Genomic DNA, 21473 nt, shown 5'->3' with positions numbered 1-21473 from the left:
CAATTAATACCTTATACTACGAGGAACGGTAAATTGGCTTCAAGCAACAAACCCATCTCGTTCGCATCATAGTATTCTGAATTCAAAAGATAAAATGAATCGTCTACAGACCTAATTGCATGTGATTCATTAAGTTTTTTTAGCTTTTCTGAGTTTGAGTAAACAGAAACAGTATACTTCTGTAATTGTTTTAAAATTCTAATTTTTTCTTTCAAATTATTAGTGTGCTCGAAATCATTTATAAGTTTCTGTGAATCCCCATAATAAACCACTATACCTATCTGAGCACCGTCAATTACCGAAAACTCTTCTGCTGCTGTCTGAAACGCACAGGGCAAACCAGTATAATTTGAATTTTTATGATTCTTGTAAGCAACCGTTCCTAATGTATTGCTATCAAGTAAATTGTAGATTGTTGTTTTATTGTTTTTAGCATAATAATCAAATTTATCTTTTTGATTGTAGAAATAATAATTATAAAATGAGTTAATAACTTCATCACTTAAAAGATTAGTGCCTTGTTTTTCATGGAATACTGTTTTGGTAACATTTTTACCTTCTTTAATTTCTGGCAGCCGAGAAAGCCTTTCATCTTTAACATCAATAACAAAAACAGTCTGCGGTATCGAATTCTCATTATTACGGTTACATCGGCCGGCTGCTTGAATAATGCTGTCCATACCCGCTTCAGCACGAATTACACAATCAAACGAAATGTCAACACCAGCCTCAATCAGTTGAGTGCTTACACACACGGTTATCCGTTTTGTTTCTGGGTCTAAATTTTTTCGTAATCGCTCAAGAATATCCAGGCGATGAGCTGAACACAGGTCTGTTGTTAAAAAAGCTTTTTCGCATTCGATAGATTTACACTTTTCATAAACACCAGCGGCATCACTTTTAGTATTCAGTATGACAAGAGTGCTTTTCCCTTGCATAATTTGACTTTTAACCACCTCAGCAATTTGTTCATAATCCATTACCGTTTTGGTTCTATCCTCAATATTAACTCGCTCAAATATTTTCAACTCATCCGGGGTAAGACTTACTATATCCGGATTATCTGATAATAACACAGGGCGCTCCGTTTTATGAAGATGCGGCTGTGTTGCCGTACAAAGCAAAATGGTTGATTTACTGAAGGTTTGCAGAAAATTGACTGCATCATTAAACAAATGCATGCACTTTAGAGGCAAAGCCTGGATTTCATCAAATATTAAAACTGTTTCCGACATATTGTGAAACTTGCGTAGTTTCGATGCTTTATTACTGTATATTGTTTCTAAAAACTGAACCATTGTGGTCAAAATAATTGGACTATCCCATCGCGATGACAGCAACCGGTATTCTTCCTCTTCTTCATCATCTTCCGGCGGTTCGATGTTAGAGTGATGTTCAAAAATTAATTCATTATTTTCATCTGTAAAAATTTCATGTATCTTGGCAGCAGTTTGATCAAGTATCGACAAATAAGGGATAACATAAATAATACGTTTAAACTTATGCGCATTTGCATGCTCCAACGCAAAACGCAAACTTGACAATGTTTTTCCTCCACCTGTCGGAACAGACAGGGTGTAAATACCCGGCTCCCGACCACCACCTTGCCGACACTGTTCCGATATCCTACTTCGGATTTTATCAAGATCACTTGTCCCTGAAAAACCTGATAGATAATCATCCAATTGTTGACTAAGCTTTAACCAATCAGGAATTTCATCAGTAATTTTGAAGCCTGCACTATTACATCGGTCTGCATCGACAACGCTTGAATAAATAATTTTCGTAAGAAGATGAAGCATAAAAAGCAGACTGAATCCCCTCTGTTGGCTTTTCTTACAAAAAAACAGAATTTCCTTTTTTAATTCAGCTTCTTCAATCAAGGGACTAAATTCATTGATGGCTTCAGCATAATGAAGAACATCTTCATTTTTATTAGTTTTAAGCGATAAGGTCCTTTCCCCATCGGTAATATTGTCAAATAGACCTCCATGATGAGACGAGATAACATTTCCGATGATATCAGCAATTACATGATCATTAATTTCTTTCTCTATATACTTAGCTCCTTGCAAGGCGTGAATAACTTTACCACGTTTTACTTTTTCGCCCCTCTGACTACGTTCCAGATAGTCCTGAAATTCATTCGTATACTTTCCTAAATCATGCAGTAGACCAGCCAACCATCCGCATTTTTCTGCTCCAAAATTTTTAGCAAATTTACTTGATAATTGTGCAACCTCCGAAAGATGCTTTTCAAGCAATTGCCAATCCGATTTATCATGTGCATTTGTTGAATGCGCATAAAATTTATCATTGCTCACAATCGATCTCCTATTGAGAACTATGCGCCAGAAGTCGAATTATAAATTTATAGGGATTCACTACAATATACCACACCCACCCTGACAAATACTGACATCAACATCCGTTTAGTGCTATTTTTATGTATTACCCGCCATAATCCTGATGAATGGCGTTCAAAAGTAAAGTCATTTTCTACTCATCGCACAACAGAATGTATAATAATTTGTCGTAAAACTGGGTGGAATTCAGCGATTTGAGAAAGGCTGATGTAAACCGGACGTCGCGGCGCAGGAGGCGCCGCGTCGCGAGGATGGCCCAGGATGGGCCTTCCGGAGCGAAAAGCGAAATGCTCTTAATACCATCGCCTTAAAGCGAACAAACAACAGTAGCGTTCATAAACAGATAAACCGGAAAACCATAAAAGACATCAGGAGTAAGCCCCCGCCGGCGATTGAGGCGGCACGCGGGGGGTTGATAGGGGGGCCATCGTGCAATGGCCCCCCTATCCCCTGCACGACCGTCTCACGGTCACCCCCCCTGCCCTGTTCAGGGCAAATCCCGCTGCATCGCGGTGATTGCCCTACCCGCAGCGGGTCACATTAAAACACCCCGCACCTTCTCCGCCAGCTCCCGGGCCATGTACGGCTTGTTGGCGAATTCCTTGATACCCAGGGCGAGGGCGCGCTCCTTCGACTCATTGTCGAGCATGCCGGACGAAAGGATCGCGCGCACGGCCGGATCGATTTCCTTCAGGACGGCGAACACCTCGAGGCCGGACTTGCCCGGCATCGACAGGTCGATGATCACGGCCGAGATCCTGTTATGGCTGCTCCGAAATACCTCGACGCCCATGTCAGGCGAATTGGCGGTGATGACCTCGTAGCCGCTCTGCTCCAGGGCCCCCCGGGCGACCTTGAGGACCGTGGGCTCATCGTCGATGATCAGGACCACGCCCGTTCCGCTGACCGGCTCCTCGACGGCGGGAGCGCCATGGTCCGGCTCCGCGCAGGTATCGCAGGCGGGAAAGTATAGGGTGAAGCGCGACCCGGCGCCCGGCTCCGAATCGACGCGGATATGCCCCCCGTGCTTCTGGATGATATTGTACGATATGGCCAGGCCCAGGCCCGTGCCCTCGCCCCGCTTTTTCCTGGTGTAGAACGGCTCATAGATGCGCGTGACCGTATCCCGGTCCATGCCGACCCCCGTATCGGCGATGACGATCCTCACCCATTCGCGGCCGGAGGAGGACAGTCCGTCACCGGGCATGGCGTCATGGTGGTTGAATCCTGCGATCTCCACGGTGACCGAAAGCGTGCCGCCCTGCCGCTCCCCAGGGCCCCTCATAATGGTCATGGCGTGGGAGGCGTTGATGCAGAGATTGAGCAGCACCTGGCCGATTTGCACAGTGTCGCCCATGATCATGGGCCGCTCCGGCGAATAGGCGAACTCCAGCGCTATGGACTTTGGCAGGCTGTTCGTGCAGAGCTCCTGGATATGGCGGACCGCGGCGTTCATGTCGATCGGCTCAAGCTTGATCTCGTGCCGCTGCGACAGGGTAAGGAGCTCCTTGATGAGGTTGACCGACCGCCTGGCGGATTCCATGCCCACTTCCAGGTACTTATCCACCGTTTCCCGATCCTCAAGCTCTTCTTTTTTGAGGGACAGGCGGAGGAGATCGAAGCTCCCGAGGATCCCGCTCAGGATGTTGTTGAAGTCATGGGCGAGGCCGCCCGCGAGGGTCCCCACCGCCTCCATTTTCTGCGCCTGGGCAAGCTGTTCCTGCATCTCCTCGTTCTCGCGCTGGGCACGCACCCGCTCGGTGATATCCCGGGCGATGCCCACTATGCCGGAAGGCTTGCCGGAATCATCCCTCAGGAAAGAGGCCCTGACCTCCACGTCGAAGAGCGACCCGTCCTTGCGCCTCTGCCTGAGCTGCAGCACCACGTGGCGGGACGGATCGACGCCCTCGCCGTTCTCCAGCTCCAGCTGGGCGTGATAGACCTTCATCAGCTTCCTGAAAGATCCAGGAGTATGGATGTCCCGTATCGAAAGAGTAAGGGCCTCTCCGGGGGTGTATCCGTACATCGACTGAATCGAGGGACTGATGTAGAGAATCCTGAAATCCATATCAAGGGAAAAAATCAGGTCGGTCACATTGTCCGCGAGGATGCGGTACCGATTCTCGCTCTCCCCGAGATCGAGGTTGGACCGCCGGAGCTCCCGGGTCCGCTCCATGACGATCTCCTCGAGGTGGTCGCGGTGCTTTCGCAGCTCCTCTTCGGCGATGAGCCGCACGTCCATTTCCCGCCTGAGACGCTCATTGACCGAATCGACCTCGGCCTTTGCCTCGGCAAGGCGCTCCTTTTCCCTGACAAGGAGGCCCTGTTCGTTCTTAATGGCTTTTTTATACCGGTCACTCATGGATTCATAAAAATAGGTAAATAGAAACGTGATGAAAAGGGTAAAGAGATGACGTGACACGTAATCGGGCTGATAGTACCATACCCAGGGAAGCGCCAGGGGGTTCATGAACACGAGGATGGCACCCGTGATAACGACAAGGGACCACACAAGGCCTTCGCGGCGGCCCGTCAGGAAAAAAATGAAAAGGGGCGTCCCTATGATCCAGATGCTGGCATAGCCCTGGACGGCGCCGGTTATAAGCCAGTAGAAGAGCATCAGGGATGTCATAATGATCGTAATGCGGTAGAGGATCAGGGGCTTCTTGATGAACCGGAGGGAGATTATAAAGCCCGCCATGACAAGGGCCGCCAGGTGATCCATGATCCAGAGGAAATAGATGCCGCTAATGAGATGGACGGCACCGAAAATAAACAGGGGGATCATGAGCAGCGATAAAAAGAGCGCGAAGAGCGTCTTTCGTCCCTGTTCATCACTGCCTGCCAGGTCATCCGGGAGGATCCATGCCGATATGCGTTGAAATGTATTAATCATTCTGTTAAACGATGCCAGGAATACCCGCGGACCGATAAGAGACCCGGCGCATAGTATGGGCTATCAGTATATTATCGTAAAAAAGGCGATCGGATAATATTATTTTATCTATAAAATTAAATACCCCGCAGCAAGCTACGGGGTATTTGGTCTCATGATGTTTTACGCGGTATTTCATCTTTCATCGTTTATCTTTTCTGCTGGATAAATACTGGTCCATCTCATCCTGGTCCCAGAAATCCTTAACCGTATCGAGCTGCGGGACCTCTTCGTCCGCCATGGGTGTTTCCAGGAGGTGCTCCGGCAGGAACGCCCTGTTGGCTATGAGCGTGGGAATGACCGCGCTGGCGATGACGGCGGCGATCAGAAAGGAATACTGGTCACGCGTGACAATGCCATGGGTCAGGCCGTAGAGCGCCGAGATCGAACCGAAGGTGAGACCGGTCGACATGAGAAGCGTATAGTACCATCGTTCCTTCTTGCTCTCACGAAACCTTCCGATCACCGGGTAAAGCCCGAGGATTTTCGAAATCACCTTGCCGCCGAAGAGCGCCAGGAAGACCAGGGGCGCGCCAAGGACCGCCGGGATCGAAACCAAGAAGCCGGCGCGAAGAAAATAAATGGGCGTGAGAAAACCTATGGTAAGGGTCCGGAGCCGACGGATGAAGAATTCGTCCTTTGCGACACTCCCGGCGAGGACCATGCCGGCGATGTATGCCGGCAGGACCGGCTCGCTCCCGGCCCATAGCGCAAGGGCGCCGAGGCCGAAAAGAACGAACACGATCCACTTGGTGCGGATCGCCGCGGTACGGTTGCCGTAAATGCGGGTCAGCCGCGCCGTGATGGGCGGCAGCACGAAGATGAGGGATATGCACGCGACAAAGAGTATCACGGTCTTATAGGTGAAGGGCGCGAATATGAGCCCCAGGGCTATGACGGTGCCAAGGTCGTTGACAAAACAGGCGCCGAGTATGCCCTTGCCGTATTCGGTTTTATTGAAACCGTATTCGAGCATGACCGCGTAGACGACCGCCATGGATGTGGTCGAAAGGGCGATGCCGCCCAGAAGGCTCGCCCGGGGGTCCCATCCAAGTACATAATAAGCAAGGGCCGCACAACCGATAAAGGGCGCGAAGAAGCCGATGAGGCCCACGACAGATACTTCCTTTATCTTTTTCCGGATGGAAACCGGGTCAAGCTCGGCCCCGGCCAGGAAGGTCAGAAGCACTGCTCCGGAGCCGGCAATGAACCGCATCCATTCGGCGTTCGGCTTCAATATATCAGGATCAAAAAAGCGTGTCGCGATATAGCCCGCAAGGGCCCCCACGCATATTTCCATCAGGGCCATGGATATCTTGACGCGATTGGCAAGGATTGTTGAAAAGACCGCCAGGGCGAGCCAGACCGTGGCGATGGTGAACATTTCAAGCATGGTAATCTCCCCTATACAAAATGAATCCGCCGGACGGCGGATTCATTATTCGGCGCATCCCACCGCTTCATGGCGGCAGGAGTCATCAGCCGAAAGGCGGTTACAAGGGGGACTCCATCCCCTGAAAAAACTCACCCTTTCTACAAAATGACCGTCAAAATGCAAGGAAAAATTATTGCTTCTTCATCGCCTCTTCAACTGCCACGGCCACGGCGACCGTCGCCCCGACCATCGGGTTGTTGCCCATCCCCAGGAACCCCATCATCTCGACATGGGCCGGAACGGAGGAAGAGCCTGCGAACTGGGCGTCCGAATGCATCCTTCCCATCGTGTCAGTCATCCCGTAGGACGCGGGGCCCGCGGCCATGTTATCGGGGTGGAGGGTCCGTCCGGTCCCTCCGCCGGACGCTACGGAAAAATACTTTTTGCCCTGCTCGAAGCATTCCTTCTTGTAGGTTCCCGCGACAGGGTGCTGGAACCGCGTGGGGTTGGTGGAATTGCCGGTGATCGAAACGTCGACGCCTTCGTGATGCATGATGGCGACGCCTTCCCGCACGTCATCGGCGCCGAAACAGCGCACCTTCGCCTTGTCTCCCTTGGAATACTGCGTCTCCTTCACGATGGTCAATTTTCCGGTAAGGTAGTCGAATTGTGTCCGCACGTAGGTGAAGCCGTTTATTCTCGATATGATCTGCGCCGCGTCCTTCCCGAGGCCGTTCAATATGACCTTCAGCGGCTCTTTCCTGATCTTGTTCGCCGACCGCGCGATGCCGATCGCCCCTTCGGCGGCCGCAAAGGATTCATGGCCGGCGAGGAAGGCAAAGCATTTTGTTTCCTCGCGGAGGAGCATGGCGGCGAGGTTCCCGTGTCCCAGGCCGACCTTCCTGTCATCCGCGACCGAGCCGGGGATGCAGAAAGCCTGGAGACCCTCGCCTATCGCCTCCGCGGCATCTGCGGCTTTTTTGCATCCCTTCTTAATCGCAATCGCAGCGCCCATTATATAGGCCCATGAGGCGTTCTCAAAGCATATCGGCTGGATGCCCTTCGCCAGGTTGTAGGGGTCAATGCCCTTGTCATCGCATATCTTCTTTGCCTGCTCCAGGGAATCTATCCCATTTTTTTTAAGGGCCGCGTTTATCTGGTTTATTCTTCTGTCATAGCTTTCAAAAAGTGCCATTGTGGTATTCCTCCCATCCGTTATTCATGCCTCGGGTCGATGACCTTGGCCGCTTCATCGATTCGTCCGTATTTTCCGGTAGCCTTTTTCAACGCTTCGTTGGCGTCGGTTCCTTTCTTTATCATGTCCATCATCTTGCCGAGGTGCACGAATTCATACCCTATGATCTCGTCATTCCCATCAAGGCCGATGCGGGTCACGTAACCCTCGGCCATTTCCATGTACCGCGGTCCCTTTGACAGCGTCCCGTACATTGTCCCGATGGTGCTCCGCAGTCCCTTGCCGAGGTCCTCAAGTCCCGCGCCGATGGGCAGGCCGTCCTCGGAAAACGCCGTCTGGGTCCTGCCGTACACGATCTGGAGGAACAGCTCCCTCATCGCCATATTGATGGCGTCGCAGACCAGGTCGGTGTTCAGGGCCTCGAGAATCGTTTTCCCGATCAGTATTTCAGCCGCCATGGCGGCCGAATGGGTCATACCGGAACAGCCTATGGTTTCAACCAGCGCTTCCTGTATTATTCCATCCTTGACATTGAGGGTAAGCTTGCACGCGCCCTGCTGCGGGGCGCACCAGCCGATCCCGTGGGTCAAGCCCGATATATCCTTCACTTCCTTTGCCTGGGTCCACTTGCCCTCCTGGGGAATGGGCGCCGGGCCATGATTCGCCCCTTTCGCGACGCGGCACATTGTTTCAATCTCGTGACTGTAAATCATGTTAAACCCCTTACTTTCGCTGATTTTAATACCGGCGTTCGCCGGGATTTCTCCCCAATGTCCCGTTGCAGGCAAACACCCTGATTTACAAGTGTAATCAGCCGCCACGCGAGTCAATAACATTTCCGCAATTTTTGGGTAATCAGTTCATCAGAAAAATAGTCAAAAATCGAAAAGTGGACGGGTAGCCAGTGATGGCAGGAGTGACCGTTCTTTATATTCTGAGGCGCTGGTGCCCGTGGTACATCTCGTCGCGGAGGCTCTTCACCTCGTCGCTTGTGATATATTCCTCGAAGGTCATGGCCCGGTCGATCACGCCGGAGGGCGTTATCTCCACGATGCGGTTCGCGATGGAATCGATGAACTGGTAGTCATGGGACGAAAAGAGGAGCACACCGCTGAAGTTGATGAGTCCGTTGTTCAGGGAGGTGATCGACTCCAGGTCAAGGTGGTTCGTGGGATCGTCGAGGACCATGGCATTGGCCCCGGAGAGCATCATCCGGGACAGCATGCACCGGACCCTCTCCCCTCCGGAGAGGACGTTCACCTTCTTCTGCGACTCGTCGCCGGAAAAGAGCATCCTGCCGAGGAACCCCCGCACATAGGTTTCGTCGTTGATCGCGGTGTACTGCCTGAGCCAGTCCACGAGGTTCTTGTCGATCTCGAAAAAAGAGCCGTTTTCCTTGGGAAAATAGGCCGTGGATATGGTCTCGCCCCATTTGAAATCCCCGGAATCGGGCTTCATCTCTCCCATGATGATCTGGAAGAGCACGGTTTTCACGAGATTGTTGGGCCCCACGAAGGCGATCTTGTCGTTACGGTTCGCCGTGAGGTTGAAATCCGACAGCACCGCCTCGCTGTCGATGGACTTCGACAGGTTCTCAATGGAGAGCACCATCTTCCCGCACTCCCGGTCGGGCTTGAAGGCGACGTAGGGGAACCGCCGGGAGGTCACCGGGATCTCATCGAGGGTGAGCTTTTCCAACAGCTTTTTCCGCGACGTGGCCTGCCGCGCCTTGGAGGCGTTGGAGCTGAAGCGCTCGATGAAGGATTGGAGCTCCTTGATCTTGTCTTCCTTCTTTTTGTTTTCCTCTTTCTTCTGCTTTATGGCCAGCTCGATGGACTGGGCCCAGAAATCGTAGTTCCCGGCGTAGACCATGATTTTGCCGAAATCGATATCCGCGATGTGGGTGCAGACCTTGTTGATGAAGTGCCGGTCGTGGGACACCACGATGACGGTGTTGTTGAAATTATAAAGGAAGTTCTCGAGCCACGTGATCGACTCGATGTCCAGGTTGTTCGTGGGCTCGTCGAGGAGGAGGATGTCCGGGTTCCCGAAGAGGGCCTGGGCCAGGAGCACCCGCACCTTCTCGCCTCCTTCGAGCTCCCTCATCGTCTTCTGGTGCAGGTCGTCGCCGAGCCCCAGGCCGCTCAGGAGGGTCGACGCGTCCGCCTCGGCCTCGTACCCGTTCATCTCGTCGAGGAGCTCCTCCAGCTCCGCCGCGCGGTGGCCGTCCTTCTCGGAGAAGTCCTCCTTGGAATATATCTCGTCCCGCTCTTTCAGGACGGCGTACATCTTCGGATGGCCCATGATGACCGTTTCCAGGACCGGGTACTCGTCGAAGGCGGACTGGTCCTGCTGGAGCATGGCGATGCGCTCCTTCGGCTTGCGCGCGACTTCGCCGGTGTTCGGCTCCAGCTCGCCGGAGAGGATTTTTAAAAAAGTCGATTTCCCGGAGCCGTTGGCGCCGATGAGGCCGTAGCAGTTCCCGGGAGAAAAATTTATATTCACTTCTTTGAACAACACTCTCTTCCCGAAGGCGAGAGTCACGTCAGTTACGTTAAGCATATTGAAAGCACCTTATTTACCATGTTAAATATCATCGTGAGAAATACAACGGGCTGTCTTATATTGCCTTTATCATCGCCCCCCGGCCCTTTCAACCTCTCCCCCGGCCGGCGAGCGCTTTTCGGACGTCCTGTCCGCGCTCGCCACTGCGGCATCCTGCCGGGAGCCTCTCCATAAATGGAGAGGGGAGAATAAAAATTTTCCTTATCGCGGAAACCCTTTCCTTACTAAGGAGGCAGCAGCAAGTACTTCCATGTACGCTGCTGCATGCGCGACATCCTGTCGCTTAGTGCGCGCAGAGCGAGGGTGAGGTCCGAGAAAGGAGGAGATTGCATCGCTGCGCTCGCAATGACAAGCTGACTAAATATTTCTCTTTAAGCCCCCGCCCTTTTCACGGTGAAGCCTTCCTTCTGCAAATGCTGGATGATGGCTTCGACCTTGTCGCCCTGGATCAGGATCACCCCGTCCTTGACGGTGCCGCCGGCGCCGCACTTCTGCTTCAGCCGCGCCGCCATGTCCATCAGGGCGATCTCGGACAGGGGCAATCCATAGATGGCGGAAACGGTCTTGCCGCCCCGCCCCTTGCTCTCCTTCTGGACCCGCACGACACCGTCCTTTTTAGGGGCGGGGCCCTTCGTGAAGGCATGGCTAGCCTTCTTCGCGTTCCTGCCGCTGTCCTTTTCCCTCAGATCACCGGCTTCGGTGGAATATACGATTTTATCTTTCATGCTGTGTCGATCCATCTGCAGAAATAAAGCATCGCGCCGGTTCGCAACAATCGACTCAGGTGCAGCCGCCCCGCTCACACTTACGGAAGAACCCATTCAATATGCCTGGCGCCCCATGACCGGTGAGTTCATCAGCGAGTAGGCGACATGGATGTCGCCGATCCCGCCGAGTCAACAGGAGGTTATACGAGGCGGGCAAGCGATGAACTCCCGGTCATCAACTGAACGGTACCAGTTACTTCTTAATTTTCCCGTCCCATTCTTTGATCTTATCGGCGACCTTCGCGAAAAGCTCCGACGTATCGCCATCGATGGTGATCGACACGATCGAGTCGCCCTGCCTGATGCTATTCACGGTCTTCTGGTCGGACTCGTCGACGACGGAGCCGAAGACCGTGTGCTTCCCGTTGAGCCAGGGCGTGGGAACATGGGTAATGAAGAACTGGCTCCCGTTGGTGTTGGGGCCGGCGTTGGCCATGGAAAGGATCCCCGGCTTGTCATGCTTCAGCTCCGGCGTGCATTCATCCTTGAAGGTGTAGCCCGGTCCGCCGGTGCCGGTGCCCAGGGGGCATCCGCCCTGGATCATGAAGTCCGCGATGACCCGGTGAAACTTGAGTCCGTTATAGTAGCCCTTCTGGGCCAGGTTCGCGAAATTCGCCACGGTCAGCGGCGTTTTATCGGCGAACAGGTTCAGCCTGATGTCGCCCTTGTTCGTCTTGATGGTAGCGGTAAGTGCCATGTATGTTCTCCATTTATTATATGTTCAGTCGCGGTCACATGACCGCGCTTTCTAACAGTTTCCTGAAAAACTCCTTCCTTGGAGTTTTTCAGGGTCGGTTTTACGAAGTGAATTCGTAAAACCTCACATTTTTCTCGGCTAACGCCTCGAAAAATGGCGATACATTCATGTATCGCTTAGCAGTTTGCTGTTTTTCAGCAAACTGCTAAATCTTCCCGATGCTCCGGTATTGGGCGATCTGCCTCGATATGAGCGCCAGGTTCCCCTCTTCGTCCCACATCTCGCTGTCCTCCTCGACAAGGCCGCAGCTGACGAAGCGGGTGCGGAAAAAGCCCTTGAGCCACTTCGTCTGGGGGATGTTCCGGACGCTCACGCTGAGTTCCAGCGTCGGGACCCAGGCCGCGATGCCCTGGCTCGCGAAAATGGGCGGCGGGAACGCGTCGGCCATCAGCAGCAGTGAAAGCATGTCAAAGGGACGGCCGTCCCTGAATCGGATCCACCCCTTGTGCTCGGACTTGTCCGTCAGCTTCCCCTGCATCCAGCCGGCGCAGGACGGGTCCAGGCGGATGTCGAGATTTTCCATGACCGTGTACTTCGGGATGGCGGGGATGGGGACGCACGATTCCAGCGGGGCCAATTCGGGAACCGTCGTTTCGTACCGGTCAAGGACGCATTCGATCTTTTCATCGGCGAAGGTCCCCCAGGCGCGGATCCGTTCCTTTCCTTCCTGGAGCAGGCGGGCCTGGAGCCGGTTGAACTGGGCCGACTCCGAGATGACGTCGACCTGGAACTCGACGTCGCTGGGAACGCACCGGGAAAGATAGTTGACGGTCATTATGGGAATCGACTTTTTAGCGCTCCGCTTCAGCATCGCGCTCGCCGCCAGGGCCATCAGGTAACCCCCGTTGGGATTTCCGTTGATAAGCCAGTTTTCGGACACGGTCCCCCGGTAGAGTGAATCTCCCCGTTCGACGATCTCAATATCCTTGTCAAAAATACCCATGGTGAACCTTCTATTGTTTCGTCAGCGCCAGCTTGACCGCCAGGGCGGCAAACACCGTGCCGGCGGTCATGTTCAGCGCCTTTTCGAATTTTCCCGATTTCTGCAGCCAGGCGCCGATGACGCCGGCGAGCTGGCTGATGAGGCCGAAGACCAGGAGGGTCACGACGATGAACATCAGTCCCAGGAGAACGAGCTGAAGGGTCAGGGACCCCCGCGCCGGATCGGCGAACTGCGGCAGAAAGGCCAGGAAAAATATGGACACCTTCGGGTTCGTCACGTTCATGATGATGCCCCGCCGGTAGAGCCGCCACGAGGGGATCTCTTCGCTCTTCTTCAGCTCGATGCCACCCGAAGACGCCCTGAAGGACTTCCACGCCAGGAAGAGCAGGTACGCCGCGCCCAGGTACTTGAGAACATTGAAGGCGATGACCGAGGTCTTGAAGAGGGCTGCGACGCCAAGGGCCACAACGGAGGTGTGGACGACAAGGCCGGTGCAGAGTCCCAGTGTTATCCTGAAGCCCGCCGATCTCCCGTACAGCACGGACTGGGCCAGCACGAAGATGTTGTCCGGGCCCGGCGCGAAGGCCAGGAGAACCGAGGCGGTGATGAACATGAAGAGCGTATTCAGGTCGAACATGTGTGTTCCTTGATTATTATATTCGCATTGAATTGTGACATATCAAAAAACTTTTTATCCTGTTCCTTGTCAATAAAATATTCTCGCACTCTCACCCCCATCCCCTGCCCCCCTGCTTGTTGCTATTTCTTCTTCTTTTTGCCCTTGTGCTTATCCTTCTTTTTCTTCTTTTCGGTATCCGCCCTCTTCACGATGGCCTTATGGGATCCCTTTTTCTCCTTGAAGGCATTGAGGATAATCTCCGCCTCTTTAAAGGGCACCGATAGGAAGGAATAGCTGTCCATCACCTTTATTTCGCTCACCTTGCCGGCGGGGATCCGTGTTTCGTTATTGATCAGCTTGAGGAGCTTCCTCGGCGTGAGGCCGTCCTTCTTTCCCAGGGAGATGAAGAGACGCGCCTTTCCACGGTCCTCGATCGCTTCCTCAGCGTATTCCCTGATGTCCCGGTATTTCCCTTCGCTCAGCTCGTCCTCCAGCGTGTACTTGAGGAGGGCGGCCACGACCTCGGCCGGGTCATGGTCATGGACCATCTGCATGGCCGTGACCAGGTAGTCCCGGTGCTCACGAGCCTCGATGATCTCGTTCAGCTCGGCCAGTATCCTCGATTTCTTGACCGTGACGATCTCGGAAGCCCGGGGGACCTTCTCCTTGCGTATCTCCTTTTTCGTGACCCGGGCGATATACATGAGCTTCCGGTATTCATCGGGGGTGGTGAAGGTTATGGCGATCCCCTTCTTGCCGGCCCTGCCGGTGCGGCCGATCCGATGGATGTAGGCTTCCGCGTCCTGGGGCAGCGAAAAATTTATCACGTGGGAAAGGTCCGCCACGTCGATGCCGCGGGCCGCTACATCCGTCGCGACGAGAATGGTTATCTGCCGTTTCCTGAACCTCTCCAGGATGCGCTCCCGCTGGTGCTGCGACAGGTCGCCGTGGAGGCCCTCCGCGTCGTAGCCCCGGTCGATGAGCCTGTTCGTGAGCTCGTCCACGGCCACCTTGGTGCGGCAGAATATGAGACCGTAGAATTCCTTCTCGATGTCTATGATGCGGCAGAGGGACTCGAACCGGTCGTTGGGGGCCACCTCGAAATATATCTGGTCCGTGAGATCGACGGTGAGCTGTCCCTTTTTCGCGGTCACGACCCTGTATTTGCGCATGTACCGGCGGGCGATGTCCATGATGCGGTCGGGCATGGTTGCGGAGAAAAGGAGCGTCCGCCGGTCAGGGTTCGTGTGCTCCAGGATATCCTTCACTTCATCGATGAAGCCCATGTTGAGCATTTCGTCCGCCTCGTCGAGGACCACGTGGGACACGCGGTCAAGGGCGATAGTCTTTCTTCTCATGTGGTCGAGGATCCTGCCGGGAGTTCCCACGACGATGTCCGCGCCCCTCTTAAGCCGCTGGAGCTGATCGACGATGGACTGGCCGCCGTAGATCGGGATGATCTGGCATTTCCTGGCGCCCTTGAAGGAATTAATCTCTTCGGCGACCTGTATCGCCAATTCCCGCGTGGGCACAAGGACAAGGGCCTGAATCCCATCCGCGTCCGGTACAAGCTTTTCCAGTATCGGCAGGCCAAAGGCAGCGGTCTTGCCGGTGCCTGTCTGGGCCTGCCCTATGATGTCCGCCCCCCCCTCGATGAGAATGGGGATCGTTATCTCCTGGATCTCCGTCGGCTCTTCAAAGCCTTTTTTATGGAGTTCCACCAGGGTCTCATCCGAGAGACCCAGGGCCCTGAATTTTTCGAGTTCCATGGATACTTCCTGCTTTATGTTTGAGACCATAACCGGGTATGGGGCCGGAAACTACAATAGTTTTATTTTTATTGCATGCAATTCCATCCCCGCAGCGCCCCGCCGAATGGCGCTGTCACCGTCCCAGGAACCCGACCACGCCGGTCATGATCATCTGCGCCGCCAGGGCGGCCAGGATGAGGCCGGTTATCTTGCTCAGGATCGAAAGCCCCTGCTTGCCCACGACCTTCTCGATGGAGCCGCTGATGAAGAGAAAGACGCCGGTGCAGACCACCGCGGCGATGATGGCGCAGATGCCGACGATCTTTTCCGCCAGGGACCCCAGCTCGCCCCCCATGACCAGGAGCGCGCCGGTCGTGGCCGGACCCACCGCGACCGGGATCGCCAGGGGCACCACGGCGATGTCGTCTGAATCGTTATGCTGCTGCTCCCCCTTGGGGCCCTGGACAAGGACGATGGCAGAAAAGAACAGGAGGATGCCCGTGCCGATGCGGAAGGAGTTCAGGGTTATGCCGAAGACGGCGAAGATCTGGTTCCCGATGAGAAAAAGAATGATGCACACGATGACGATCGAGACAGTCGATTTGAGGGCTATCTTTCTCTTCTTCCCGTTTTCCATATCCTTTGTCATTGAAAGGAACGTTGAAAGAAGGAAAAACGGCGTGAGCAGAAAAAAGAATTTAATGAATGTATTGACGAATAGACCTGGCATCGGCGGTCACTTCTTATCACCGCCGACCAAGCGCGGATCGATGTTGCCGGGACCGCCGCATTCCGGGGCATAGCAGGTTACTTCGGCAAAGGCGCAGGTCTGTTTGCAGGAGGGGCATGCCTCCGGCGGGACCGGAGCCTGGAGCGTATAACCGCACAAGGAACACTTCCACCAGCTTTGGGGGTCGGACTTTTTTTCCTTCATTATATTCTCTCCTTCTTCAATCTTTTTAAAGACATGGCCGTTATTGGGCCCGGATCCGATCCGGCCCTTTCAGATTGCATCTTCCATGGCCGGAACCGGGATTATTTCAACAGATGAAACTAATGTATTGTTCTTTTTATCAAATGTCAATGCCGCTGCGAACTTTCTTATGTAAAAAACCATTACGCCATTGCGCAAGCTATAATTGGTCATTCTAGTATTGAATCATTCCCTGACGCGGTAGCAGTCGTAAATTAGTGAGGCATGAGCCATCCCAAAATTATACTACTACCCCCCGGCGCCGGATGGGATTGATCTGAAATGTATTGACAAAAACCGGATCGTCCATGAGCTTTTTGTATTACATGGCGGCATGGTAGCGGCGATCAAAGAGAATCATGGAGATGGAGGGTTTATGAAACAATTATCATTTACAGCATGCATCATTGCCGGATTGATCCTGGCATCGCCCGTATCCGGCCAGGCGGACTTCGGCGCGGTAATCGTGGGCACCTGGAAGTTTGACATGGGCGCCGGGATCATGGCCGCGATAGAGTACCGGAACAACGGCACGTTCCAGCAGACGGTCGATGAGTTGATTATCGGCGGGACCTACAAGATAAAAAGGAACAAGCTGATAACCGTTTCCAAGGGGCGCACCACGGTCTATACCATTGTCTCCCTGGTCGACAAGGAGTTGACCATTAAACGCGATAAGGACGGGCGCACCATAGTCTATATCAGGCAATAATTATAAGAATCGGAAGCGGGAACAAGCCGTTCCTGCTCCAATCTCATGGACATCGCCACCCAACCGGTGGCCGTATAAGTAAAATATGACCAATGCTTGACCAGATCGTCATTAACATAATCAATTCCGGGGAAGAACATGAAGAGGATGGCGAAATCCGGTATCATTCCCCCTCGATGGACTACCTGCGGCAGCTGTTCTCCATAGAGGGGCTGACACCGTCGATGCCGGCCATGCCTTTGTTCAGCGATGACGCATCCGGACAGGACCTGATCGAAATAAGCGAACAGACGCGGCCCCGGGCCGGCACGGCAACAGACGCCTACCCCCTGTCGATAACGATCGATCCGGGCCATTCTTTCGGCGACGGGCGCCATGCCACCACGTGGCTCTGCGTCAAATACCTGGTGGAACATCTTGGGGACATACCGCGGGAAAAACGGGCCGCCCTGACCCTCCTTGACGCCGGCACGGGGACCGGCGTTCTCGCCATAACCGCCGCCAAGCTCGGGATCCGGGACATCGACGCCATAGACATTTACCATCACGCGATCCAGTGCGCGACAAAAAACCGCGCCATCAACGACTGCGGATGGATCAGGCTGCACGTGTCCGACATAGGCGCCTTCGACAGGGGACGCGTCTACGATATCGTCATGGCGAACCTGGTCTCCGACGTCATCACGGCCAATCTTGATATACTGAGAACCCTCACGGCGCCGGGAGGCATAATCATCGCCAGCGGCATAAGCGCCGGAAGAAGCGAGTCGATGCGGGACCTTTTTGACCGGAAGGGATTGTACTGCCTCAACAGCACCCACCGGGACGGCTGGTATGGATTTCTTCTTACCCCGGGAAACCGGAATTCGTCGAAAAGATAGTTTTACAACAAGTTTTATGGCTTCCCGCAATCGACACCATCAATCATAAGATCGCTTGGTTCACTCGCGATGACATGGGGAACGACAACACATGCCCATAAAATAATTGACACTGAAAAAATCATGATTATCATTCACCCTGACACCGGATGTAAAACGGTGCTAAAACAATTAAGCAGAAGGGAGACAGTATGAAAAAAGCAAAAGTCCTTATCGCCGTATTCGCCGCCATGTTCTTGTTCGCAACAGCCTTTGCCAAAACAGATTACAGCAAAACAATCGCGGGCGCCTGGAGCTTCGATATGGGCGGAGGATTTATGGCGACTGTGGAATATAAAGCGGACGGCTCACTGGTTCAGAAGATGGGTGACTTGACCATGGCCGGGACCTACAAGATCCAGGGAGACAAGCTGACCACCACGGTCCAGGGCCAGGTAACGGTATTCACCATCGTGTCAGGGGACGCCACCACGATGACAGTAAAAAGGGACAAGGACGGTAAAACCGTAGTCTACAAGAAAAAGTAGCTTCCCCAAGCCGATAATACGGCGAAGGCGGGGATGGGTATCCCTGCCTTCGTTATCTATATATTTATCGAGCGTTTATTCCGGGAACCGGTGATTACTTCTTCAAAGAAAGAAGCTCTTTGCCCAGCAGGATGATATGCTTCTTTTCCTCGTCGATGATGGCGTCGATTTTATTCTTCCCGAGCTTATCCGGCACCAGGTCCTTCATGCCGACATAGAAAACAATGGAATCCTTTTCCGCTTCGATAGCTGAAGCAAGAATTTTTTCAATTGAGGACGTATCCATTTCTTTCTTGTAAAAAACGCGCAGGTCGGCCAGGGCGTTGAGATAGAGCACCGATTCATCGTTCGGATCAAAAACCGTCGGTTTCTTTTCCGTTTCCGACAGGGCCGCCCTCATGCCGGCAAAGGTCTTTTTATGATCGACTTCCATGACGGCTAAATCAGCCAGGAATTTCTTGTAATGCGGGTCGGTCATCGCCGCCGAAGCCTTATTGTAAAAATCAGCCCCGTTTTCCTCTATCTGTTCCGCGATCTTGAGAACATCATCAGCATTGAAATCAAAAGCCATATCGACGGCCTCCTGTTCATCATATTATTAATAAAGAAGTTACCGGGCATCCATCGATAGGTCAAGGCGAGCCCAGCTGTGTAAATGGTAAAAACCTGAACTCATCTGTCAATAAATAATTGATCGGATAGCAGCCGCAGGTCTGTTTCGCCTGCCGCGTGGTTATGGAACATGACACATAGCGGACATCGGGATCTCTGAAGGCATAACCGATGCAGGTGTCCATCTGGCTGTAAAACATGCCGGATCGTATGTATTCATCGGAGATAATGTGCTGGCACATGACAAGGGTATTGCCCCTTTTCAAATAAGTTGCGATCCCCGCCACCGCGCCGTCCTTCGAATACACGTGCATGCGCACGGGGAGAAAGAGGATGATGAAATAGTCTCTCATGACCAGGTAGTGCCCGAAGAGCAGGGCGAAGCCGCGGTTCTTTCTGAAGTTCGACCGGTAGATCAGCCTGAAAAATCCGATTGAAAAAAGCGACTTGAAGAACACCGCGTAATCGGGGATAATTTCCTCGGTAATGCCGTATGCCCCATAGGTCTTGAGCTTCTTTTTAAACCGCCACCGCACCCTCGAATCCCGGTAGGATGTCAGGTAATCCTCGTGGTCCCTGTAACTGATCGTATCCAGCCCGTACCAGTGGTCGTCATAATCGTTGAAGCAGGAGAGCCACAGTCCTATGTGGATATAATAGAGTTTATAAACGACATAATGGACCGGCGAGAACACCCTGTTCTTCAGTTCCCACATCCTCCCCGCGGCCCTGTCCGGGAGGAGCGACAGCGCGAGATACGGCAGGGGATACAATACCAGCTTCAGCGCCAGCAGCAGGGGAAAGGCGATATAACCGGCGGGCACGAAAATTATCGCAGTCACAAGGCCCATGGCATAGTGCAGCGGCTTCTTCGAGTGCGGATACAACTGCATCATGGTCAGGTCGGTTTCAACAGGGAGATTCACGGCGCTTCTCTTATCTATGGACTTTAACTGACCGCGGTTTTTTATTTCTATATCGGAGGCATTGCCGGCTGCTGTCGAATTATTTGCATTCTTAGAAATCAAGTTCCTTCTTCACCGGCTTCTTGTTGAGTTCTTCATCGCGCTGATCTTTCTTCTTTTGTAGAAAAGTATCCGTATACTGGATATCGAACTTGTCCCATGATGAAATGTTATGGAAAAATATCTCGTAACGGCCGCCCTCCGGGTACCAGTAGGCGATGAGGTCAAGGGTGTTGGTTATTTTCCGCTTTGCCGGGGCGCCGTATTTTTCTTCAATTACCTTCATGACTTCATCGGGCCCGGGGTTGCCCGGCATTTTTCTGATCTTGACATTGATCTTGTAGAGGATGGACGCGTGATCGAAGATGAGCTCGATGAGGAGGACCGGCTTGTCAACGGCTATCTTTTTGAGCACCAGGGCATTGTCGCCCCCGTTGGCCACCTGGTATTCGCCTTCAAAATTGTTCTTAACGATCTCCCTGACTCTTTCACGGCTGTTCCCCAGCATGAGCTTGCGGTAACCGACCTCGGCCGCTCCGGCCGGTGATAGGTGCGGGAGACCGAGAATGATGGCCGCAAAGATAATTATACTGATCGCAACAAAAGCAACATTACTTTTTTTCATAACCCTCCCCCGTGAAACCTTTGTATATATTTTCAAAAAAATATTATCCGATATAAAAAGCAATCATTTTATCAGGCGCTCCCATTGTACCGCGTCCAACAAAACAGCGCCGTCATGGAATCAGGCGAAGCCCCTGCAGAAGGCGTCCACGTTGATCCCGATAACATCGTGGTTGTATCCACCCTCGAGGACGCCGTACCTGCGGCCGCCGCAGAGCTTCTCCGAGTATTCCTTCATGAGGCGGCCCAGCTCCTCGTAATCTTCCGGGTAAAGCAGGTTCCCCCAGTCGTCGATCCCCTGGTCGAAGCCGGCCGCGGCCACGAAGATGTCTATGTTCCTGAGATCTTCCATGTATTCCTTTACTTCCTTTATATAGGCGGCCCGGTCATGGGACATGGGGTTAAGGATCGAAACCTTGAAGCCGTCCCTGCGGTTTTCAAGGATATTGATATTGCCGTCCCCGGTGTGAAGGTCGAAATCGAGCACGAAGGCCCTGTTGATCTTCCCCTCGGCCCTCAGGTGGAGCAGGCTGATGCTGATATTGTTGAAGTAGCAGAAGCCCCAGCAGGAATCGGCCGAGGCATGGTGTCCCGGCGGGCGCACCACGGCGAAGGACGGATGCCCTCCATAGGCCCGCTCGGCAGCCAGGATGGCTCCGCCCGCGGCCAGGGAGGCCAGCTCGTAGAGGTGGCGGTTACCCTTTATCTGCTGATAATGGGAGCCGCCATGGGCGCGGAGGATATCCTCCTCCGCGGCGGGCTCGGGCCTGATGATCTCGTAGCGCTCCCTGTTGCCGGAGATAATCTCCATGATGCCGTCAAGGCGCCCCGGCGCCGCGGCCGGGTCCCCGGCGTAATCGGAATCATAATACTTTTCATGAAAAATGATTTTCATGGCCCACCTCT

The 21473-nt window shown here is 53.3% G+C and carries 20 protein-coding genes; 3 read left to right on the top strand and 17 right to left on the bottom strand.

Annotation, left to right across the window (positions count from 1 at the left end; genetic code table 11):
- Positions 1 to 11: 11 nt before the first annotated feature.
- The 13 genes from cas3 to KA369_19560 form a co-directional block, all read right to left on the bottom strand.
- Complete coding sequence (gene cas3, locus KA369_19620) at positions 12 to 2324, bottom strand: CRISPR-associated helicase Cas3' (GenBank protein MBP7738194.1); 2313 nt, start codon at positions 2322 to 2324, stop codon at positions 12 to 14.
- A gap of 577 nt (positions 2325 to 2901) precedes the next feature.
- On the bottom strand, positions 2902 to 5262 hold the full coding sequence (locus KA369_19615; GenBank protein ID MBP7738193.1) for a PAS domain S-box protein: 2361 nt from the start codon (positions 5260 to 5262) through the stop codon (positions 2902 to 2904).
- 181 nt (positions 5263 to 5443) lie between these two features.
- Positions 5444 to 6694 carry a cation:proton antiporter gene (locus KA369_19610; protein MBP7738192.1) on the bottom strand — a complete coding sequence of 417 codons (1251 nt, stop codon included), beginning with the start codon at positions 6692 to 6694 and terminating at the stop codon, positions 5444 to 5446.
- 172 nt (positions 6695 to 6866) lie between these two features.
- Positions 6867 to 7871 carry a GGGtGRT protein gene (locus KA369_19605; GenBank protein ID MBP7738191.1) on the bottom strand — a complete coding sequence of 335 codons (1005 nt, stop codon included), beginning with the start codon at positions 7869 to 7871 and terminating at the stop codon, positions 6867 to 6869.
- 20 nt (positions 7872 to 7891) lie between these two features.
- Complete coding sequence (locus KA369_19600; protein MBP7738190.1) at positions 7892 to 8584, bottom strand: iron-sulfur cluster assembly scaffold protein; 693 nt, start codon at positions 8582 to 8584, stop codon at positions 7892 to 7894.
- A gap of 214 nt (positions 8585 to 8798) precedes the next feature.
- Positions 8799 to 10433, bottom strand: coding sequence for an ATP-binding cassette domain-containing protein (locus tag KA369_19595; protein ID MBP7738189.1), 1635 nt, complete (start codon positions 10431 to 10433; stop codon positions 8799 to 8801).
- Positions 10434 to 10807: 374 nt separating this feature from the next.
- Positions 10808 to 11176, bottom strand: a complete 369-nt coding sequence (locus tag KA369_19590; GenBank protein MBP7738188.1) for a hypothetical protein — start codon at positions 11174 to 11176, stop codon at positions 10808 to 10810.
- Positions 11177 to 11396: 220 nt separating this feature from the next.
- Positions 11397 to 11900, bottom strand: coding sequence for a peptidylprolyl isomerase (locus tag KA369_19585; GenBank protein ID MBP7738187.1), 504 nt, complete (start codon positions 11898 to 11900; stop codon positions 11397 to 11399).
- Between the two features lie 205 nt (positions 11901 to 12105).
- Positions 12106 to 12903 (bottom strand): thioesterase family protein, encoded by a 798-nt coding sequence (locus KA369_19580; protein ID MBP7738186.1) that lies wholly within the window; start codon positions 12901 to 12903, stop codon positions 12106 to 12108.
- A 10-nt stretch (positions 12904 to 12913) separates the two neighbouring features.
- Positions 12914 to 13540, bottom strand: a complete 627-nt coding sequence (locus KA369_19575; GenBank protein ID MBP7738185.1) for a LysE family translocator — start codon at positions 13538 to 13540, stop codon at positions 12914 to 12916.
- 122 nt (positions 13541 to 13662) lie between these two features.
- Positions 13663 to 15291 carry a DEAD/DEAH box helicase gene (locus tag KA369_19570; GenBank protein ID MBP7738184.1) on the bottom strand — a complete coding sequence of 543 codons (1629 nt, stop codon included), beginning with the start codon at positions 15289 to 15291 and terminating at the stop codon, positions 13663 to 13665.
- A gap of 115 nt (positions 15292 to 15406) precedes the next feature.
- On the bottom strand, positions 15407 to 16003 hold the full coding sequence (locus KA369_19565) for an NAAT family transporter (GenBank protein ID MBP7738183.1): 597 nt from the start codon (positions 16001 to 16003) through the stop codon (positions 15407 to 15409).
- Between the two features lie 6 nt (positions 16004 to 16009).
- Positions 16010 to 16207 carry a hypothetical protein gene (locus KA369_19560; GenBank protein MBP7738182.1) on the bottom strand — a complete coding sequence of 66 codons (198 nt, stop codon included), beginning with the start codon at positions 16205 to 16207 and terminating at the stop codon, positions 16010 to 16012.
- Positions 16208 to 16622: 415 nt separating this feature from the next.
- Between KA369_19560 and KA369_19555 the strand changes: the two genes are divergently transcribed.
- From KA369_19555 to KA369_19545, 3 genes are all read left to right on the top strand, one after another.
- Positions 16623 to 16958 carry a hypothetical protein gene (locus KA369_19555; protein MBP7738181.1) on the top strand — a complete coding sequence of 112 codons (336 nt, stop codon included), beginning with the start codon at positions 16623 to 16625 and terminating at the stop codon, positions 16956 to 16958.
- A 92-nt stretch (positions 16959 to 17050) separates the two neighbouring features.
- A complete protein-coding gene (locus KA369_19550; protein MBP7738180.1) occupies positions 17051 to 17839 on the top strand; it encodes a 50S ribosomal protein L11 methyltransferase in 789 nt (262 codons plus the stop codon).
- A 191-nt stretch (positions 17840 to 18030) separates the two neighbouring features.
- Positions 18031 to 18366 (top strand): hypothetical protein, encoded by a 336-nt coding sequence (locus tag KA369_19545; protein ID MBP7738179.1) that lies wholly within the window; start codon positions 18031 to 18033, stop codon positions 18364 to 18366.
- 94 nt (positions 18367 to 18460) lie between these two features.
- Here the strand turns inward: KA369_19545 and KA369_19540 are convergent, their stop codons facing one another.
- The 4 genes from KA369_19540 to KA369_19525 form a co-directional block, all read right to left on the bottom strand.
- Complete coding sequence (locus KA369_19540) at positions 18461 to 18937, bottom strand: ferritin family protein (GenBank protein MBP7738178.1); 477 nt, start codon at positions 18935 to 18937, stop codon at positions 18461 to 18463.
- Positions 18938 to 18998: 61 nt separating this feature from the next.
- A complete protein-coding gene (locus tag KA369_19535) occupies positions 18999 to 19904 on the bottom strand; it encodes a hypothetical protein (protein ID MBP7738177.1) in 906 nt (301 codons plus the stop codon).
- Positions 19905 to 19995: 91 nt separating this feature from the next.
- Positions 19996 to 20568 carry a hypothetical protein gene (locus KA369_19530; GenBank protein ID MBP7738176.1) on the bottom strand — a complete coding sequence of 191 codons (573 nt, stop codon included), beginning with the start codon at positions 20566 to 20568 and terminating at the stop codon, positions 19996 to 19998.
- Positions 20569 to 20688: 120 nt separating this feature from the next.
- A complete protein-coding gene (locus tag KA369_19525; protein MBP7738175.1) occupies positions 20689 to 21462 on the bottom strand; it encodes a histone deacetylase family protein in 774 nt (257 codons plus the stop codon).
- Positions 21463 to 21473 lie beyond the last annotated feature (11 nt).

The sequence above is a fragment of the Spirochaetota bacterium genome, from assembly GCA_017999915.1.
Classification (GTDB): Bacteria; Spirochaetota; UBA4802; order UBA4802; family UBA5550; genus RBG-16-49-21.
Note: the sequence above shows the minus strand (reverse complement) of the source record. Positions and strands in the feature narration are given on the sequence as shown.

Bases quoted from the DNA above. Each gene is read 5' to 3' on its own strand.
- KA369_19525 (MBP7738175.1), bottom strand. From the start codon at position 21,462: ATGAAAATCATTTTTCATGAAAAGTATTATGATTCCGATTACGCCGGG.
- KA369_19560 (MBP7738182.1), bottom strand. From the start codon at position 16,207: ATGAAGGAAAAAAAGTCCGACCCCCAAAGCTGGTGGAAGTGTTCCTTG.
- KA369_19540 (MBP7738178.1), bottom strand. From the start codon at position 18,937: ATGGCTTTTGATTTCAATGCTGATGATGTTCTCAAGATCGCGGAACAG.
- KA369_19585 (MBP7738187.1), bottom strand. From the start codon at position 11,900: ATGGCACTTACCGCTACCATCAAGACGAACAAGGGCGACATCAGGCTG.
- KA369_19605 (MBP7738191.1), bottom strand. From the start codon at position 7,871: ATGGCACTTTTTGAAAGCTATGACAGAAGAATAAACCAGATAAACGCG.
- KA369_19610 (MBP7738192.1), bottom strand. From the start codon at position 6,694: ATGCTTGAAATGTTCACCATCGCCACGGTCTGGCTCGCCCTGGCGGTC.
- KA369_19615 (MBP7738193.1), bottom strand. From the start codon at position 5,262: ATGATTAATACATTTCAACGCATATCGGCATGGATCCTCCCGGATGAC.
- KA369_19555 (MBP7738181.1), top strand. From the start codon at position 16,623: ATGAAACAATTATCATTTACAGCATGCATCATTGCCGGATTGATCCTG.
- KA369_19595 (MBP7738189.1), bottom strand. From the start codon at position 10,433: ATGCTTAACGTAACTGACGTGACTCTCGCCTTCGGGAAGAGAGTGTTG.
- KA369_19570 (MBP7738184.1), bottom strand. From the start codon at position 15,291: ATGGAACTCGAAAAATTCAGGGCCCTGGGTCTCTCGGATGAGACCCTG.
- KA369_19565 (MBP7738183.1), bottom strand. From the start codon at position 16,003: ATGCCAGGTCTATTCGTCAATACATTCATTAAATTCTTTTTTCTGCTC.
- KA369_19575 (MBP7738185.1), bottom strand. From the start codon at position 13,540: ATGTTCGACCTGAATACGCTCTTCATGTTCATCACCGCCTCGGTTCTC.
- KA369_19580 (MBP7738186.1), bottom strand. From the start codon at position 12,903: ATGGGTATTTTTGACAAGGATATTGAGATCGTCGAACGGGGAGATTCA.
- KA369_19545 (MBP7738179.1), top strand. From the start codon at position 18,031: ATGAAAAAAGCAAAAGTCCTTATCGCCGTATTCGCCGCCATGTTCTTG.
- KA369_19600 (MBP7738190.1), bottom strand. From the start codon at position 8,584: ATGATTTACAGTCACGAGATTGAAACAATGTGCCGCGTCGCGAAAGGG.
- KA369_19550 (MBP7738180.1), top strand. From the start codon at position 17,051: ATGCTTGACCAGATCGTCATTAACATAATCAATTCCGGGGAAGAACAT.
- KA369_19530 (MBP7738176.1), bottom strand. From the start codon at position 20,568: ATGAAAAAAAGTAATGTTGCTTTTGTTGCGATCAGTATAATTATCTTT.
- KA369_19590 (MBP7738188.1), bottom strand. From the start codon at position 11,176: ATGGATCGACACAGCATGAAAGATAAAATCGTATATTCCACCGAAGCC.